The sequence below is a fragment of the Nocardia gipuzkoensis genome (assembly GCF_021183645.1).
Taxonomy (GTDB): Bacteria; Actinomycetota; Actinomycetes; order Mycobacteriales; family Mycobacteriaceae; genus Nocardia; species Nocardia abscessus.
The window spans coordinates 5,050,273-5,065,680 of the sequence record NZ_CP089225.1; the positions used below are offsets into that span (position 1 = coordinate 5,050,273).

The following is a 15,408-nucleotide window of genomic DNA, read 5'->3' on the forward strand; positions in this document are numbered from 1 at the left end:
GAAAGAGAGCCATGACTGAAGTACGGGTCCGATTCTGCCCGTCACCGACCGGAACACCACACGTGGGCCTGATCCGGACGGCGCTGTTCAACTGGGCCTATGCCCGCCATCACGGTGGCACATTCGTCTTTCGTATCGAAGACACCGATGCCGCACGCGATTCCGAGGAGTCCTACCGCGCGATTATCGACGCGTTGCGCTGGCTCGGCCTCACCTGGGATGAGGGACCGGAGGTCGGCGGGCCCTATGAACCATATCGTCAGTCGCTGCGAAAAGATCTGCACCTGGACGTGGTTCGGCGTTTGCTGGAGGCCGGTGAGGCGTATGAATCGTTCTCCACGCCGGAGGAAGTCGAGGCCCGTCATCGCGCCGCGGGACGCGATCCGAAGCTCGGTTACGACAACTACGATCGCGACCTGACGCCCGAGTGGATCGAGGCATACCGGGCCGAGGGCCGCCCGGCAGTCGTCCGGCTGCGGATGCCCGACGAGGACCTGTCCTGGACCGATCTGGTGCGCGGCGAGACCACCTTCAAGGCAGGCAGCATCCCGGACTTCGCGCTCACCCGTGGCACCGGAGAGCCGCTGTATACGCTGGTCAACCCGGTCGACGACGCACTGATGCGGATCACCCACGTGCTGCGCGGCGAGGACCTGCTCTCCTCGACCCCCCGGCAGCTGGCGCTGTACGCCGCGCTGCGCCGCATCGGGGTCACCGATTTCACTCCGGAGTTCGGTCACCTGCCGTTCGTCATGGGTCAGGGCAACAAGAAGTTGTCCAAGCGTGATCCCGAGTCGAATCTGTTCGCCCACCGCGACCGCGGATTCATCCCTGAGGGTTTGCTGAATTATCTCGCGCTACTCGGCTGGGGCCTGTCCGAGGACCGCGACGTGTTCTCCATGGCGGAGATGGTCGAGGCCTTCGACATTTCGAAAGTAAATTCGAATCCGGCCCGTTTCGACCAGAAGAAGGCGGACGCGCTCAACGCTGAGCACATCCGATTGCTGGCCCCGGGTGATTTCGCCCACCGGCTGCGGGAGTATCTCACCGAGCACAACCGTATCGGCGCGGAAATCGATGAGAAGGTGTTCGCCGCGGCGGCGGAACTCGTGCAGACCAGGATTGTCGTGATGTCCGACGCTTGGGACCTGTTGCGTTTCTTGTTCGCACCCGCGGAGGAGTTCGCGATCGACCCCGCGGCGGGGGCGAAGAATCTCGGCCCCGCCGCGACCGAGGTATTGCAGTCGGCTATTACCGCGTTGGAGCCGCTGACCGAGTGGACCACCGAGGCGATCGAAGCGGCGCTGAAAAAGGCGCTGATCGATGATCTCGGGCTCAAACCGCGCAAAGCCTTCGCGCCGGTGCGGGTCGCGGTCACCGGATCGCATATCAGCCCGCCGCTGTACGAATCGCTGGAACTGCTCGGCCGCGGCGTCACCCTGGACCGGCTGCGCTCGGCCGGGACCTGGCAAGGGGCGGGGCAACCGGCGTCCCAACCGTAAAAATATGGCTTTGACCAGGCGATTTGTAGTTAACCCGTAGCCGTTTGGTACTCTTCTTCTCGGCCCGGAACACGGTCGCGAGTCACCCAGACGCGAGACTGAACTACCTGGTCATTGGGGTATGGTGTAATTGGCAACACAGCTGATTCTGGTTCAGCCATTCTAGGTTCGAGTCCTGGTACCCCAGCGGAGAGTGTTGGACGACTTCGGTTCGCGGCCGAAATCAATCAGCACCTGGCGATTTGGTCGCCGGGCCTCGGCCGGTTAAGCTAGCCGAGCCTCCTGATCGAAAGATCAACCACGGCGCTCCTCGCGAAAGCGAGAAGCAGTCCTGGCCCCGTCGTCTAGCGGCCTAGGACGCCGCCCTCTCAAGGCGGTAGCGCGGGTTCGAATCCCGTCGGGGCTACACGAGTGAAAGGCTCATGCTCATCGAGCATGGGCCTTTCTCGTTTCGCCATGCTCTATGGGGCGCACCCCACACCCCGCCCGGAGGCTTCGCTCCCGGAACCCGGGCGAGGGTTGGCCCCGCCGGGGCGGTTCGGTGTCGGCGTTGCGGACGGTCTTGTCCCGGCCGGTGAGGGTCTGGCGAAGCTGCTGATCTACGCGGGCTTGTGGAACCCGGTAGGCATCGACGGGCCGCCGTCGGCGAGATCACGGCTGGTCCCAGTGACGAAGGTCATGGTCCCCGCTCGTCGGCTACAGCGTGGCAGCAGCGAAGGATCCCCAAGGGGTGGATCGGACATCTCGAGTCCGCGTGGTGCGGATCGGTGGCTCCTCACCCGCCACGTCGCCGAGAGCCCGGCGCGCGGGCGTCCGCACGGCGCGGGCAGGTGATCCGGGACTGCGCATCTCGCCTGGTCCCGGCGCAAAAGAAAGGCCCTCCAGCGATCTTGCCGGAGGGCCTTGGCGTTCTGCGCGGACTAGCCGCTCTTGCGCCGGAATTCCCGCTTGTGGCCGACGGCGGAGTGCGCCGCGGACGCTTTCGACCGTCCGTCGAGGTGGTCGGCCGCGCGGGCGTTCTGCTGGTTCTTGCGCTCCAGTGCTTCCCGGAACTTGCGCTTCACCTCGTCGGCGCCGTTGGACTTACCCGAATCCGCCATCGCTGCTCCTCGTCGTCGCGGCCGCGCAGCGCGTCCTCGCGGGCGCCGGTGCCCGGCCGGTTGCTGTCGAACACCCCGACGCTAGTCCGTGCGAGGCGGTTGTGTCAGTTCGATTTCGGCGCGCCGCGCCGCCTGATCGCGCTGGAGGTCAGTCCAGTGCCTGCGCGGTGCTGCCCGCGAGCGGCATGGCGGGCAGGCCGAGTTTGCGGTGATCCCAGCTGCGCGTGCGCTCGGCCACGACACGGACGGCGACCCGCTTGTGCAGCATGGCCTCCACCATCGGCCGTATCTCCTCGCTGTAGGGGCCGTTGTAGCGTTCCCACACGCTCACCCCGACGGCGAAGAGTTTCTCGGCGTCCTCGACGATCTCGGCGCGGCCCTCGATGGCCACGCCTCTGAGCTGGTCGTAGGTCTGGCCCGCCTCGATCATGCAGGTGACTCGGGGATCGCGGCGCAGGTTCACCGCCTTCTGCGATTTGGCCTTGGTCTCGAACCAGATCTCGCCGTCGATGAGGGCGTACCACATCGCGGTCAGGTGCGGCGTGCCCTTCGGGCCGAGCGTCGCCAGCGTCGCGATCCGGCTGCGCTGCAAGAACTCGGTGATCTCGGTGTCGGACATCACGATCTGTGCCCGTTGTTTCACTCCCATGGGCCAACTCTAGAGAGTTCGGACTGCAACGCGTTACAGGCGCTTGTGCAGTGCCTCGGCCGCCGCGACCAGATCCGCCGCCCAGCGAGCGCCCGGCCTGCGGCCCATCCGATCGATCGGCCCGGACACCGAGACGGCCGCGACCACGGTGCCCCCCGCGTCGCGCACCGGCGCGGAAACGCTGGCCACGCCGGCCGCGCGCTCGGCCGCGCTCTGCGCCCACCCGCGCTTGCGCACCTCGGCCAGCGCGCGCTCGCCGAACACCGCGTCGGCCAGGATGGTGCGCTGCAGTTCCGGGTCGGCCCACGCCAGCAGCACTTTGGCCGCCGAGCCCGCGGTGAGCGGCAGCCGCGCCCCGATCGGCACGGTGTCGCGCAGTCCGACGGGGGGTTCCAGGGCCGCGACGCAGACGCGGGCGTTGCCGTCGCGGCAGTAGAGCTGCACGCTTTCGCCGGTGATCTCGCGCAGGCGGGGGAGAATGGCCGACGCCGCCTCCAGTAGCGGGTCATTGGCGCTGGTCGCGAGTTCGGCGAGGGCCGGGCCGGGCCGCCACGTGCCGTTGCTGTCGCGAGCGAGCAGGCGATGCACTTCCAAGCCGACGGCGAGGCGGTGCGCGGTGGCGCGGGGCAGGCCGGTGCGCGCGCACAGCTCGTTGAGACCCGAGGGATGCTCGGCTACGGCGTACAGGACCGCCACTGCTTTGTCGAGAACGCCGATGCCGCTATGCTGTCTCATAGAACGATATTAGCGTCTCGGATGCTGAGAAATCCACCGTCGCGGATTCTCGCTGTCAGCGTTCCGACCAGGCGCAGCTATCACAACCTGTGCAACCGTCGCCGCGTCGGAGTCCAGATCGCGGAACGGCTGCTTCGTCCGAAAGGTGATCGACAATGGCCGAACCGCGCACGCTGGCCGAGAAGGTATGGGACCAGCATGTCGTCGCTCGCGGGGAGGGCGAGGGTGCCTCGCGCGAACCGGACCTCATCTATATCGACCTGCATCTGGTCCACGAGGTGACCAGTCCGCAGGCCTTCGACGGGCTCCGTGCCGCGGGCAGGCCGGTGCGCAGGCCGGATCTCACGATCGCGACCGAGGACCACAACGTTCCGACGATCGATATCGACAAGCCGATCGCCGACCCGGTTTCGCGCACCCAGGTGGAGACGCTGCGGCGCAACTGCGCGGAATTCGGTGTGCGGCTGCACCCGATGGGCGACCTGGACCAGGGCATCGTGCACGTCGTCGGGCCGCAGCTGGGCCTGACCCAGCCCGGAATGACCGTGGTGTGCGGCGACAGCCACACTTCGACGCACGGCGCGTTCGGCGCGCTGGCGATGGGCATCGGCACCTCCGAGGTCGAACATGTGCTTGCCACCCAGACGCTCTCGCTGCGCCCGTTCAAGACGATGGCGATCACCGTGGACGGCGTCCTGTCCGCGGGCGTGACGAGCAAGGATCTGATCCTGGCGGTCATCGCGAAGATCGGCACCGGCGGTGGCCAGGGCTACGTCCTGGAGTACCGGGGCGAGGCCATTCGAGCCATGTCGATGGAGGCTCGAATGACGATCTGCAACATGTCCATCGAGGCGGGCGCGCGGGCGGGCATGATCGCGCCCGACGAGACGACCTATGAATTCCTCAAAGGACGGCCGCACGCCCCGCAGGGGGCCGACTGGGACGCGGCGGTGGCCGCCTGGGAGGCGCTGAAGACCGACGAGGGCGCCGTTTTCGACGCCGAGGTCCACATCGACGCCGCCGCGCTGACCCCGTTCGTCACCTGGGGCACCAATCCGGGCCAGGGCGCCCCGCTGGGCGAGGCGGTGCCCGACCCGGCCGCCATCGCCGACGAGGTGGCTCGTGAGTCCGCGGAGAAAGCTCTGCGTTACATGGACTTGGAGCCGGGTACTCCGCTTCGGGAAGTACCGATCGACACCGTATTCGTCGGTTCGTGCACCAACGGACGCATTGAGGATTTGCGTGCGGTGGCCGGGATTTTGAAGGGACGTCATGTCGCCGACGGCGTGCGAATGCTGGTTGTACCGGGGTCGATGCGGGTTCGCGCCCAGGCGGAAAAAGAAGGACTGGGTGAGATTTTCACCGCGGCGGGCGCCGAATGGCGGCAGGCGGGCTGCTCAATGTGCCTGGGAATGAATCCGGACCAGCTCGACCCCGGCCAGCGTTGCGCGTCCACCTCGAACCGCAACTTCGAGGGCAGGCAGGGCAAAGGCGGCCGTACGCACCTGGTTTCTCCCCTCGTAGCGGCCGCGACGGCGGTCCGCGGAACACTGTCCTCGCCTGCGGATCTGGCCTGACGGCCCCCGATTCCCGCAATCAAACCCAGGAGATTCGTAATGGAAGCCTTCACCGTGCACAAGGGCATCGGGGTGCCGCTGCGCCGCTCCAATGTCGATACCGATCAGATCATCCCGGCGGTCTACCTCAAGCGGGTGACCCGGACCGGATTCGAGGACGGGTTGTTCGCCGCATGGCGGGCCGATCCCGACTTCATTCTCAACGTAGCGCCTTACAACAGCGGTAGTGTGCTGGTGGCGGGTCCGGATTTCGGTACCGGATCGTCCCGTGAGCACGCTGTTTGGGCGCTGTCGGACTACGGCTTTCGGGTGGTCATCTCATCCCGGTTCGCCGACATCTTCCGCGGCAATGCGGGCAAGGGCGGTGTGCTGGCCGCTCAGATGTCACAGAACGATGTCGAAATGCTCTGGAAGTTGCTCGAGGAACAGCCCGGCTTGGAATTGGTTGTGGATCTCGAGGCGCGCACAGTGACGGCTGGAACCGTCGTGTTGCCGTTCGATATTGATGACTACACCAGGTGGCGTCTGCTGGAGGGATTGGATGACATCGGCCTGACTCTCCGCCGGGAGGACGCGATCTCCCGGTTCGAAAAGGCAAGGCCAACATGGAAACCCACCACCCTTCCAGCACATATTTCGCAGACGTAATCACCCTTGGCGGTTAGCTGAGCGACTGTAGTGGCGGTAGCTGGACGTGTGCTAAACCACATGAATTTTGGCGTGGCACATAGACTCTTGCCCAAAGTGGGTTTACCGTGGTACCTAGTCGGTCCGACGACGGGCCATTAGTCTGCGGAGGATTCAATGAACAAGGCGGAACTGATCGACGTTCTGACCGAAAAGTTGGGTACGGACAGGCGCACGGCCACCGCGGCAGTCGAGCATGTGGTCGACACCATCGTGCGCGCGGTGCACAAGGGTCAGAGCGTCACAATCACCGGATTCGGTGTGTTCGAACAGCGTAAGCGGGCGGCTCGCGTCGCACGGAACCCGCGTACCGGCGAAACCGTGAAGGTCAAGCCCACTTCGGTGCCCGCGTTCCGCCCCGGCGCTCAGTTCAAGGCGGTGATAGCGGGTAAGCAGAAACTGGCCGCGACCGGGCCCGCCGTCAAGCGCGGGGTGAATGCGCCGGTGGCCGCGAAGAAGGCGGCGGCGAAGAAGACGGCGGCCAAGAAGACCGCCGCCAAGAAGTCGACGCCGACCAAGGCGCCCGCCAAGAGCACGGCCCGTAAGGCCGCCGCCAAGGCCCCGGCGAAGACCACCGCTCGCAAGACGACCGCCACCAAGACCGCTGCGAAGAAGGCGCCCGCGAAGAAGACCGCGGTCGCGAAGAAGGCTCCGGCCAAGAAGACGGCCACCAAGGCCACGGCGGCCAAGTCCACCGCCGCCAAGAAGACCGCCGCCAAGAAGGCACCTGCGAAGAAGACCGCGGCCAAGAAGGCCCCGGCTCGCCGAGCTCGCTGATCTCGAGCCACCGCCGGATCGGCGCCGAATGCGCGGCCCCACGACTGGGCCCATTCGCCTCAACGTCGAGACGGCCCCGGGAGACACCCGGGGCCGTTTTCGCCTGCCCTCTCACCGTGGCCGCATGGCCGCGCTCGCCGTGGCCGATCGGCGCATGCGGCCGCCCGCCGACGCGCGGGGTGACAGCCCGGCTGCCTGCGTATCAGGACGGCACGACGTAGGCTGACAGCGATCGATCCAGATGGTCGGCGGCCACCAGGCGCGGGCCGGCGAACGACAGCACCCACACACTGCCCTTGCGATTGCGCGCCGACGGCAGCGCGAGGCCGTCGCGTTCGGCCAGCCCACTCAGCAGATCCGGGATCACTTTGCCCTGACTGCAGACGACGCGAACGGCACTGTCCGACACCAGGGCTCGAAGACGTTCCCCGGCCTCGCCGGGCTGTTCGGCGTACCCGGACTCGGAAAACAAAGGCTCGGTGTGGATTTCGACGCCGAGCTTCTCGGCCAGCGGCGCCACGGTCTGCACGCAGCGCAGCGGATCCGCCGAGTAGACCTCGGATGCGCCGAACGCCAACAGATTCGACACCAGCGCCCGCGCCTGCCCCTCGCCCTCGCGGTCGAGCGGGCGCAGTTCGTCGGGTCCGTGGTAGCGGTCCCTGCGACCGGCTTTGCCGTGCCGCACGAGCAGGAGAGTCTTCGTGCGCGCGGGCAGTCGGGTGAAGGCGCGCACCACCTGACGATCCATCGGATACGACAGCTGGTCCATCACCCGGTCCAGGGGATGCCAACTGAGCAGGTCGACCTCGGAGTTGGCGGTGAACTCCCCGCCCACCACTTCGGCGGCCCAGTAGTCGACCCGCTTCAGCTTGCGATGGCCCGGAATCGGGTAGGTCACGTGACCGAGATAGCGGCCGAGCCTGGACTCCAGACCGGTCTCCTCACGGACTTCGCGGACCGCGGCGAGTATCGGTGTCTCACCCGGGTCGAGCTTGCCCTTCGGCAGTGACCAATCCTCGTACTTGGGCCGGTGGACGAGCGCGATCTCGATCACGCCCCCCGCCGTGGTACGCCACAGCACTGCGCCCGCGGCGTGGATATTGGCAGTGATGCGGGGATCCCAGAACGGGCCCCCCTCCTGTTCGAACCCCGTCCTGGCGTTCACTGCTGCTCGGGCCTCCGCAGCCGCATCAAATGCTCCTGGTGGTCTCTGATCTTGTCCCCGTCCCCGGACGCACCCGGCGCTGCCCGCCAGGTGCCGTCGGGCTGCAAAACCCAGCAGCGCGTGGTCGGCGACAGCGCCGACTCGAATACCCCGCCGAGTTGCTCGGTCAACCGCGGATCCTTCACCTGTGCCATCACCTCCACCCGGCGATCCAGGTTGCGGTGCATCATGTCGGCGCTGCCGATCCAGTACTGGTCCTGCGCCTGGAAGTGCAGGACGCGGGAGTGCTCGAGGAATCGGCCGAGGATGGAGCGGACCTCGATGTTCTCGCTCATGCCCGGCACACCGGGGCGCAGCCCGCAGATGCCGCGCACCACGATCTGCACCGGCACGCCCGCCTGCGAGGCCCGGTACAGCGCGTCGATGATCTCCTCGTCGACGATCGCGTTGGCCTTCAGCCGGATTCGGGCGTCCTTCCCCTCGGCCGCCAGCTCGGTCTCGCGCTGGATGCGCTCGATGATGCCGGAGCGCACGCCGTGCGGGGCGACGAGCAGATTGCGGTAATTCTCTTTCCGCGAGTAACCGGTGAGCGAATTGAACAGGTCGGTCAGATCGGCGCCGATTTCCGGTGCGGCGGTGAGCAATCCGACGTCCTCGTAGAGGCGTGCGGTCTTCGGGTTGTAGTTGCCGGTCCCGATGTGGCAGTAGCGGCGGATGGTCGCGCCCTCGCGCCGCACCACCAGGCAGGTCTTGCAGTGGGTCTTCAGGCCGATGAGTCCGTACACCACGTGCACGCCGGCCTGCTCCAGCGCGCGAGCCCATTTGATGTTGGCCTGCTCGTCGAAGCGTGCCTTGATCTCGACCAGGGCGACCACCTGCTTGCCCGCCTCGGCGGCGTCGATGAGCGCGTTGACGATCGGGGAGTCGCCGGAGGTGCGGTAGAGCGTCTGCTTGATGGCGAGCACCTGCGGGTCGGCGGCGGCCTGTTCGATGAACCGCTGCACGCTGGTGGAGAACGAGTCGTACGGGTGGTGCACGAGCACGTCGCCCTCGCGCAGCGCGGCGAAGACGTTGCGCGGCGTCTCCCGCTCGCCGAACGCGGGCGGTGTCGCGGGAACGTACGGGGTGTCCTTCAGATTCGGCCGGTCCACGCCGTACACCTGCCAGAGGCAGGACAGGTCGAGCAGGCCGGGCACCTGGATCACGTCGCCGGGGTCGACGTCCAGCTCACGCAGGAGCAGATCGAGCATGTGCTCGGTCATGTCGTCGGACACCTCTAGTCGCACCGGTGAACCGAACCGGCGCCGGGCCAGCTCGCGTTCCAGCGCCTGCAGCAGATCCTCGTCGCGGTCCTCGTCGACCTCGAAGTCGGCGTTGCGGGTGATCCGGAACGAGTGGTGCTCGACCACCTCCATGCCAGGGAAGAGCAGATCGAGGTGCGCGGCGATGAGCGCTTCCATCGGAAGGAAAGCGGCGATCGGAGCGGCGGAGCCGGATTCGGTGCGGCGTACGCGGACGAACCGGTCGACGTTGTCGGGCACCTTGACGCGGGCGAAGTGCTCGCCGCCGGTGGAGTGGTCCTTCACCGTCACCGCGAGGTTGAGACTCAGTCCGCTGATGTAGGGGAAGGGGTGTGCCGGGTCCACCGCGAGCGGGGTGAGCACCGGGAACACCTGATCCTGGAAATAACCGGACAGGCGGCCGCGTTCGTCCTCGTCCAGGTCGCTCCAGTCGATGATCGCGATGCCCTCGGCGGTCAGCGCGGGCAGCACGCTGTCGAGGAAGACGCGGGCATGCCGCATCGCGATCTCCTGCGTACGCACGGCGATCAGTTCCAGCTGCTCGCCGGGCGAGCGGCCGTCGGCCGAACGCACCAGCAGACCGGTCTCGGCGCGGCGTTTCAGTCCCGCCACCCGCACCATGTAGAACTCGTCGAGATTCGACGCGAAGATCGCCAGGAACTTCGCACGCTCCAGCAACGGAAGCGACGCGTCCTCGGCGAGGGCGAGCACGCGGGCGTTGAAGTCGAGCCAGCTCAATTCACGATTGAGGTAGCGATCGCGTGGCAACCGTGGCGCCGACGAGTCGGCGGACAAGGGTGTCGCCGCCGGGGGTGGCGTGGGAAGCAACGGCTGCTGCTTGACGGTTTCCGTATCGCTCACGCCAACGATCATCCCTTACCGGACACCCGGTGTGCATCCTCCGATCGGGATTGATGTGTGTCTCACTGCACTATGGCGACCGGCTAGCACACGTGTGGAACGGGTTCGTGAACACCGCCCGGCCAGCCGATGTCGTGCAGGACAGCACGGGTCGCGTTTCCGGCTCCCAGCGCCACCGCGCGGTCCAGATCGTCGGCGGTGTCGACGTCCAGACGCAGCCCGGGCCAGTCTCCGCTGAGATCGACCGCGCCCGCATCGATGTGACTGCGCGCCGACCCGGGACCGAAACGGGGGTCGAGCGCGGCGACCGGGTCGCGGACCACGAGCGCGGCGGTGCCGCTGCCCTCATAGTCGACCACGATCGAGCGCAGCCCGCGCGGAGCGGCGGCGAGCATGTCCGACAGCTCTTCCGGCCGTAGCGCGGGCAGATCGGCTTGGAGAGCGAGCAGATCGATCGGCCCGTGCACACCGCGCAACGCGTCGGCGGTGGCGGCCAGGGCGGCGTTCAGCCCGTCGGCCTGTGACTGGCGCGGTTCCGGATGGACGTGCGCGCCCAGCGTGCGGGCCAGGTCCGCGACCGCGGGGTCGGGCGTGACCACGGTGATGGAGACAACCGCGCCGACCGCCGCCGTGGCGGTCACGGTATCGGCGAGCATGGCCAGCACGAGCCGGGCCCGGTGCTCCGGGCGCAGCCGGTCGGCCAGTCGGCTCTTGGCCCGATCGAGGCTCTTGACCGCGATCACGGCATGCACGGCGTGCGGGCGCATGCGAGCAATCCTTCCATGGCATATTGGGCTGATGACGAGGGCGGCAGTGCTGGGCGCGGGATCGTGGGGCACCGCGTTCGCGAAGGTGTTGGCGGACGCGGGAACCGAGGTCACGATCTGGGCCCGTCGGCCCGAGGTCGCCGCGACGCTGGCCTCCGAACATCGCAATCCCGATTACCTGTCGGATATTCCGCTGCCGCCGATCGCGGCGACCCATGACCCGGCGGTGGCGCTGGAACGAGCCGACATCGTGGTACTGGCGGTGCCGTCGCAGTCCCTGCGCGCGAACCTCGCGGAGTGGAAGGGATTGATCCCGGCCGATGCCACGCTGCTGAGCCTGGCCAAAGGGATCGAGACCGGCACGCTGCTGCGGATGAGTCAGGTGATCGGGGAGGTCACGGGGGCCGACGAGAGCCGGATCGCGGTGCTGTCCGGGCCGAACCTGGCGCGCGAGATCGCGGTGGGCCAGCCCGCCGCCACCGTGATCGCCTGCTCGGACGGCGCCCGCGCGGTCGCGGTGCAGCACGCTTGCGCGACCGGATACTTCCGCCCCTATACCAACACCGATGTGATCGGTTGCGAGATCGGCGGCGCGTGCAAGAACGTCATCGCGCTCGCCTGCGGCATCGCGTCCGGAATGGGCCTGGGCGACAATTCGATCGCCAGCCTGATCACTCGTGGACTCGCCGAGATCATCCGGCTCGGGGTGGCCCTGGGCGCGGAGCCGGTGACGCTGGCCGGTCTGGCCGGAGTCGGGGACCTGGTCGCCACCTGCACCTCTCCGCTGTCGCGCAACCGGTCCTTCGGGCACGTGCTCGGTGCGGGCGGGTCCATGGAAGCCGCCCAGTCGGCCACTCATGGCCAGGTGGCCGAGGGTGTGAAGTCCTGCACATCGGTGCGTGCGCTGGCCGAGCGGCACGGCGTCGAGATGCCGTTGACGACCTCGGTGCACCAGGTCTGCCACGAAGGGCTCTCCGTGCGCGAAGCCGTCGGCAACCTGCTCGGGCGGCGGATGAAGCCGGAGTGATCCGGCTCCGGCCCGGCGCGTGCGCGGGCCGGAGTGTCCGAGACGGTCAGCCGTGGGAGTGCGGACCGAAACGGGTACGGTTCGGAGCATGACGAACCGGATCAGGGTGGCTGTGGTGTTCGGCGGGCGCAGTAACGAGCACGCCGTGTCCTGCGTATCGGCCGGCAGCGTGCTGCGCCACCTGGATCAGGAGAAGTACGAGGTGGTGCCGATCGGCATCACCGCCGAGGGCAGCTGGGTGCTGGGCGGTTCGGACGTGGCCGCGCTCGGTATTCACGATCGAGCCCTGCCGTCGGTGGACGCCACCGGCACGGCTCTGACCCTGGCCGCGGACCCGAGCCGCTCGGGTGCCCTGATCGCCCTCGACGACCCGAGCGCCGCTCTCGGTTCGGTGGACGTGGTGTTCCCGATCCTGCACGGACCGTTCGGTGAGGACGGCACGCTGCAGGGGATGCTCGAGCTCGCCGGAATTCCCTATGTCGGGCCCGGGGTGCTGGCCAGCGCGGCGGGCATGGACAAGGAATTCACCAAGAAGCTGCTCGCGGCGGAAGGGCTGCCGATCGGCATGCAGGTGGTGCTGCGCCCCGGCACCGCCACGCTCGCCGAGGCGGATCGGGCGCGTCTGGGGCTGCCGGTGTTCGTCAAGCCGGCCCGGGGCGGATCGTCGATCGGCATCACCAGAGTGACCGACTGGAACGAGCTGGACGCGGCCATCGCGGCGGCGCGCGCACACGACCCGAAGGTGATCGTGGAAGCGGGCATCGTCGGACGCGAAGTGGAGTGCGGGGTGCTGGAATTCCCGGACGGCCGGGTCGAGGCGAGCGTGGTGGCGGAGATCCGGATGCCGGAGACCGGCACCACCGCCGCGAGCCCCGAGTTCTACGACTTCGATACCAAATACCTCGATGACGTCTGTGAATTCGACGTCCCCGCGAAGCTGGACGACGAGGTCTCCGACCGGATCCGGGAACTGGCCGTGCGCGCCTTCGGCGCTCTCGACTGCCAGGGCTTGGCCCGGGTCGATTTCTTCGTCACCGAGCAGGGACCGGTGATCAACGAGATCAACACCATGCCCGGCTTCACGGCGATCTCCATGTACCCGCGCATGTGGGAGGCCACCGGCATCGATTACGCCGCGCTGGTCTCCACTCTGATCGAAACCGCGCTCGCCCGGGGCACCGGCCTGCGTTGACGCCGCCCGGTCGGCCAGGACGGGTTGCCCCCTGACTTCTTCGCCGGGATCGCCCTACGCCCTCCGCGTCAGTTGGGCAGCGGTCCCGGGTCGATCGGCTGGGACGGGAGGTGCGCGGTGATGGTGTCGGAGACTTCTTGCAGCGGCGTGGGACCCGAGCCGTCGGGGACGGTGAGGGCCACGTAGGTCGCCCGGTCGACCGCGAACCAGGTGCTCACCTCGGCGGTCCGGTCGCGGACCTCGAACCACTGCACGCCGTTCACGACCTGCAACGGCGAGGCGCGGTTGAACTCCAGTGGGCGATCCAATCCGCAGCGCAGGACGATCGCGTCGCCGCCTTCGGCACGCTGCCATGCGCGGGTGGCGGGCGGAGCGGGCTCGACCAGCGTCGATTTGGTGAACTCGCCCAGGTCCGCGGGCAGCGCGGGGAGTAGGGCGGCGCAGGCCGGGCCGTCGGCCGCCGGGGCGGGGACCGGACCGAGCACCAGCGGTTCCCGTTCGACGGGAGCGCGGCGCGCGAGCACGGCGGCTACGAGCACCGCGACGACGAGCACGACGGGAAGCGCCACGGCGGTCGCGATGAGCGCGGGCGAGTACTGATGTGCGGGGGCCGACGCGGGCGGGTTGTCCGGCTCGTCGGCTGCGGCGGCCGGGGTCTCGGCGTCGTCGTTGTCGGCTGCGGCGCCTGGGTTCTCAGCGTCGCTGTCTTCGACATCTCTGTCCGATGCCCCGGCGTCGGTGGGAGCGACGCCGGTGGGAGCGGTGTCGGCGCTACCGGCCGGATGGTCGGTGCTCTCGGACTTCCGGGATTCGGCCGCGGCTTCCGGGTGTTCGTCCCGGTGCTCCGCCGATTCGCGGTCCGGCGAATCCGCCGCCATGCTCACCGATCCTTTCTCGTTCGCGCGCCGGTGCCCCGGCCGGTGGCCGCGCAGCGGCGGCAACGGTGGACCGGCCCGGTGGTACTCGAGTGCCTCCGAAAGGGTACCGTCGGGCGCATTCCAGCAAGCAGCGCGCCGGAAGGGATCGGTCATCAGCGCCAGTAGCGGTCCGAGGACAGTGCGTGAACTAGGGGAGTTCGCGCTGATCGACCGCATCAACGCGGGCCGGACCCAAGCGCCGGGCGTGCTGCTCGGTCCCGGCGACGACGCGGCGCTGGTCGCGGCGCCGGACGGCCGGTTCGTGGTGACCACCGACATGCTCGTGCAGGACCGGCACTTCCGCCTGGACTGGTCCAGCCCCGAGGATGTCGGCCGCAAGGCGATCGCGCAGAACGCCGCCGACGTGGTCGCCATGGGTGCGACGCCGACCGCCTTCGTCGTCGCCCTCGGCTGCCCGGCCGACACTCCGCTGGAAGTGATCGACGGACTCGCGGACGGCATGTGGGCCGAGGCCGCCAGGGCCGGTGCGTCCATCGCCGGGGGCGACCTGGTGCGCAGTCGCGAGCTGGTCATCTCCGTCACCGCGTTCGGCGACCCATGCGGCGCGCCGATCACCAGATCCGGTGCGCGCGCGGGCGACGTCGTCGGGGTGGCGGGACGCCTCGGCTGGTCGGCAGCGGGATTGGACGCCTTCACGGCCGGGGTGACCGGCCCGGAGGTCGCGGAAGCGCTCGCCGCGCATCGCGTTCCGCAGCCGCCGTACGCGATGGTCCTGGACGCGCTGCGCCGCGGGGCCGGCGAAGGTTCGGATCCCGCGCCCGTTCTCGGGCTGCACGCGCTGACCGACGTGTCCGACGGCCTGCTCGCGGACCTCGGGCACATCGCCGCGGCGTCGGGCGTCGGCATCGATCTGGACTCGGCCGCGCTGCGCGACCCGGCGCTGGAACGAATCGCCGCCCGGCTGGATGCCGATGCGGCGCAATGGATCCTGACCGGCGGCGAGGACCATGCCTTCGCGGGCGCATGGGCGCCGGGCCACCCGCTTCCCCCTGGATGGGTCACGATCGGGCGGGTTGTGGCCGGTCGCGGGCTCACGGTGGACGGCGTGGCACAGACCGGCGACGGCGGCTGGGAATCGTTCACCGGGGCGGACTCGTCAGCCGACCGCGAACCACGCTAAGTTGTGCGGT

14 protein-coding genes and 2 tRNA genes are annotated in these 15,408 nt (G+C 68.4%); 9 read left to right on the plus strand and 7 right to left on the minus strand.

Features of this window, described 5'->3' with window-relative positions:
- Positions 1 to 11 precede the first annotated feature (11 nt).
- The 3 genes from gltX to LTT66_RS22875 all read left to right on the plus strand — a co-directional run bounded on the left by gltX (position 12) and on the right by LTT66_RS22875 (position 1,908).
- Complete coding sequence (gltX, locus tag LTT66_RS22865) at positions 12 to 1,502, plus strand: glutamate--tRNA ligase (RefSeq protein WP_233060579.1); 1,491 nt, start codon at positions 12 to 14, stop codon at positions 1,500 to 1,502.
- A 115-nt stretch (positions 1,503 to 1,617) separates the two neighbouring features.
- A tRNA-Gln gene (locus tag LTT66_RS22870) sits at positions 1,618 to 1,689 on the plus strand.
- 146 nt (positions 1,690 to 1,835) lie between these two features.
- Positions 1,836 to 1,908, plus strand: a tRNA-Glu gene (locus tag LTT66_RS22875).
- A 514-nt stretch (positions 1,909 to 2,422) separates the two neighbouring features.
- On the opposite strand, the gene LTT66_RS22880 is transcribed toward LTT66_RS22875, so the two are convergent.
- The 3 genes from LTT66_RS22880 to LTT66_RS22890 all read right to left on the minus strand — a co-directional run bounded on the left by LTT66_RS22880 (position 2,423) and on the right by LTT66_RS22890 (position 3,986).
- Entirely contained in the window at positions 2,423 to 2,602 is a 180-nt protein-coding gene (locus LTT66_RS22880; protein WP_043695533.1) for a DUF5302 domain-containing protein, read from the minus strand.
- A gap of 148 nt (positions 2,603 to 2,750) precedes the next feature.
- Entirely contained in the window at positions 2,751 to 3,251 is a 501-nt protein-coding gene (locus tag LTT66_RS22885) for a PPOX class F420-dependent oxidoreductase (protein ID WP_233060580.1), read from the minus strand.
- A gap of 33 nt (positions 3,252 to 3,284) precedes the next feature.
- Positions 3,285 to 3,986 (minus strand): IclR family transcriptional regulator, encoded by a 702-nt coding sequence (locus LTT66_RS22890; protein WP_039799600.1) that lies wholly within the window; start codon positions 3,984 to 3,986, stop codon positions 3,285 to 3,287.
- Between the two features lie 155 nt (positions 3,987 to 4,141).
- On the opposite strand from LTT66_RS22890, the gene leuC reads away from it, so the two are divergent.
- The 3 genes from leuC to LTT66_RS22905 all read left to right on the plus strand — a co-directional run bounded on the left by leuC (position 4,142) and on the right by LTT66_RS22905 (position 7,027).
- Positions 4,142 to 5,563 carry a 3-isopropylmalate dehydratase large subunit gene (gene leuC, locus LTT66_RS22895; protein ID WP_233060581.1) on the plus strand — a complete coding sequence of 474 codons (1,422 nt, stop codon included), beginning with the start codon at positions 4,142 to 4,144 and terminating at the stop codon, positions 5,561 to 5,563.
- 39 nt (positions 5,564 to 5,602) lie between these two features.
- Complete coding sequence (leuD, locus tag LTT66_RS22900; RefSeq protein ID WP_233060582.1) at positions 5,603 to 6,211, plus strand: 3-isopropylmalate dehydratase small subunit; 609 nt, start codon at positions 5,603 to 5,605, stop codon at positions 6,209 to 6,211.
- A gap of 156 nt (positions 6,212 to 6,367) precedes the next feature.
- Entirely contained in the window at positions 6,368 to 7,027 is a 660-nt protein-coding gene (locus LTT66_RS22905) for an HU family DNA-binding protein (RefSeq protein WP_043695518.1), read from the plus strand.
- A gap of 202 nt (positions 7,028 to 7,229) precedes the next feature.
- Here the strand turns inward: LTT66_RS22905 and LTT66_RS22910 are convergent, their stop codons facing one another.
- From LTT66_RS22910 to cofC, 3 genes are all read right to left on the minus strand, one after another.
- Positions 7,230 to 8,192, minus strand: a complete 963-nt coding sequence (locus tag LTT66_RS22910) for an NUDIX hydrolase (protein ID WP_233060583.1) — start codon at positions 8,190 to 8,192, stop codon at positions 7,230 to 7,232.
- Positions 8,189 to 10,366 (minus strand): RNA degradosome polyphosphate kinase, encoded by a 2,178-nt coding sequence (locus LTT66_RS22915; RefSeq protein WP_233060584.1) that lies wholly within the window; start codon positions 10,364 to 10,366, stop codon positions 8,189 to 8,191. The genes LTT66_RS22910 and LTT66_RS22915 overlap by 4 nt, the downstream gene beginning before the upstream one ends.
- 71 nt (positions 10,367 to 10,437) lie before the next feature.
- Positions 10,438 to 11,121: a 2-phospho-L-lactate guanylyltransferase gene (cofC, locus tag LTT66_RS22920; protein WP_233060585.1), complete on the minus strand. Its 684-nt coding sequence runs from the start codon at positions 11,119 to 11,121 to the stop codon at positions 10,438 to 10,440.
- Positions 11,122 to 11,152: 31 nt separating this feature from the next.
- Between cofC and LTT66_RS22925 the strand changes: the two genes are divergently transcribed.
- The gene (locus tag LTT66_RS22925; RefSeq protein WP_233060587.1) at positions 11,153 to 12,148 is read left to right on the plus strand and encodes an NAD(P)H-dependent glycerol-3-phosphate dehydrogenase; all 996 of its coding nucleotides are present in this window, start codon (positions 11,153 to 11,155) and stop codon (positions 12,146 to 12,148) included.
- 88 nt (positions 12,149 to 12,236) lie between these two features.
- Positions 12,237 to 13,340 carry a D-alanine--D-alanine ligase family protein gene (locus tag LTT66_RS22930; RefSeq protein WP_043695504.1) on the plus strand — a complete coding sequence of 368 codons (1,104 nt, stop codon included), beginning with the start codon at positions 12,237 to 12,239 and terminating at the stop codon, positions 13,338 to 13,340.
- 68 nt (positions 13,341 to 13,408) lie between these two features.
- Here LTT66_RS22930 and LTT66_RS37470 read toward each other — a convergent pair whose 3' ends face one another.
- Positions 13,409 to 13,921, minus strand: a complete 513-nt coding sequence (locus LTT66_RS37470) for a DUF3515 domain-containing protein (RefSeq protein ID WP_408638864.1) — start codon at positions 13,919 to 13,921, stop codon at positions 13,409 to 13,411.
- A gap of 475 nt (positions 13,922 to 14,396) precedes the next feature.
- On the opposite strand from LTT66_RS37470, the gene LTT66_RS22940 reads away from it, so the two are divergent.
- Complete coding sequence (locus LTT66_RS22940; protein WP_233060591.1) at positions 14,397 to 15,398, plus strand: thiamine-phosphate kinase; 1,002 nt, start codon at positions 14,397 to 14,399, stop codon at positions 15,396 to 15,398.
- Positions 15,399 to 15,408: the final 10 nt, after the last annotated feature.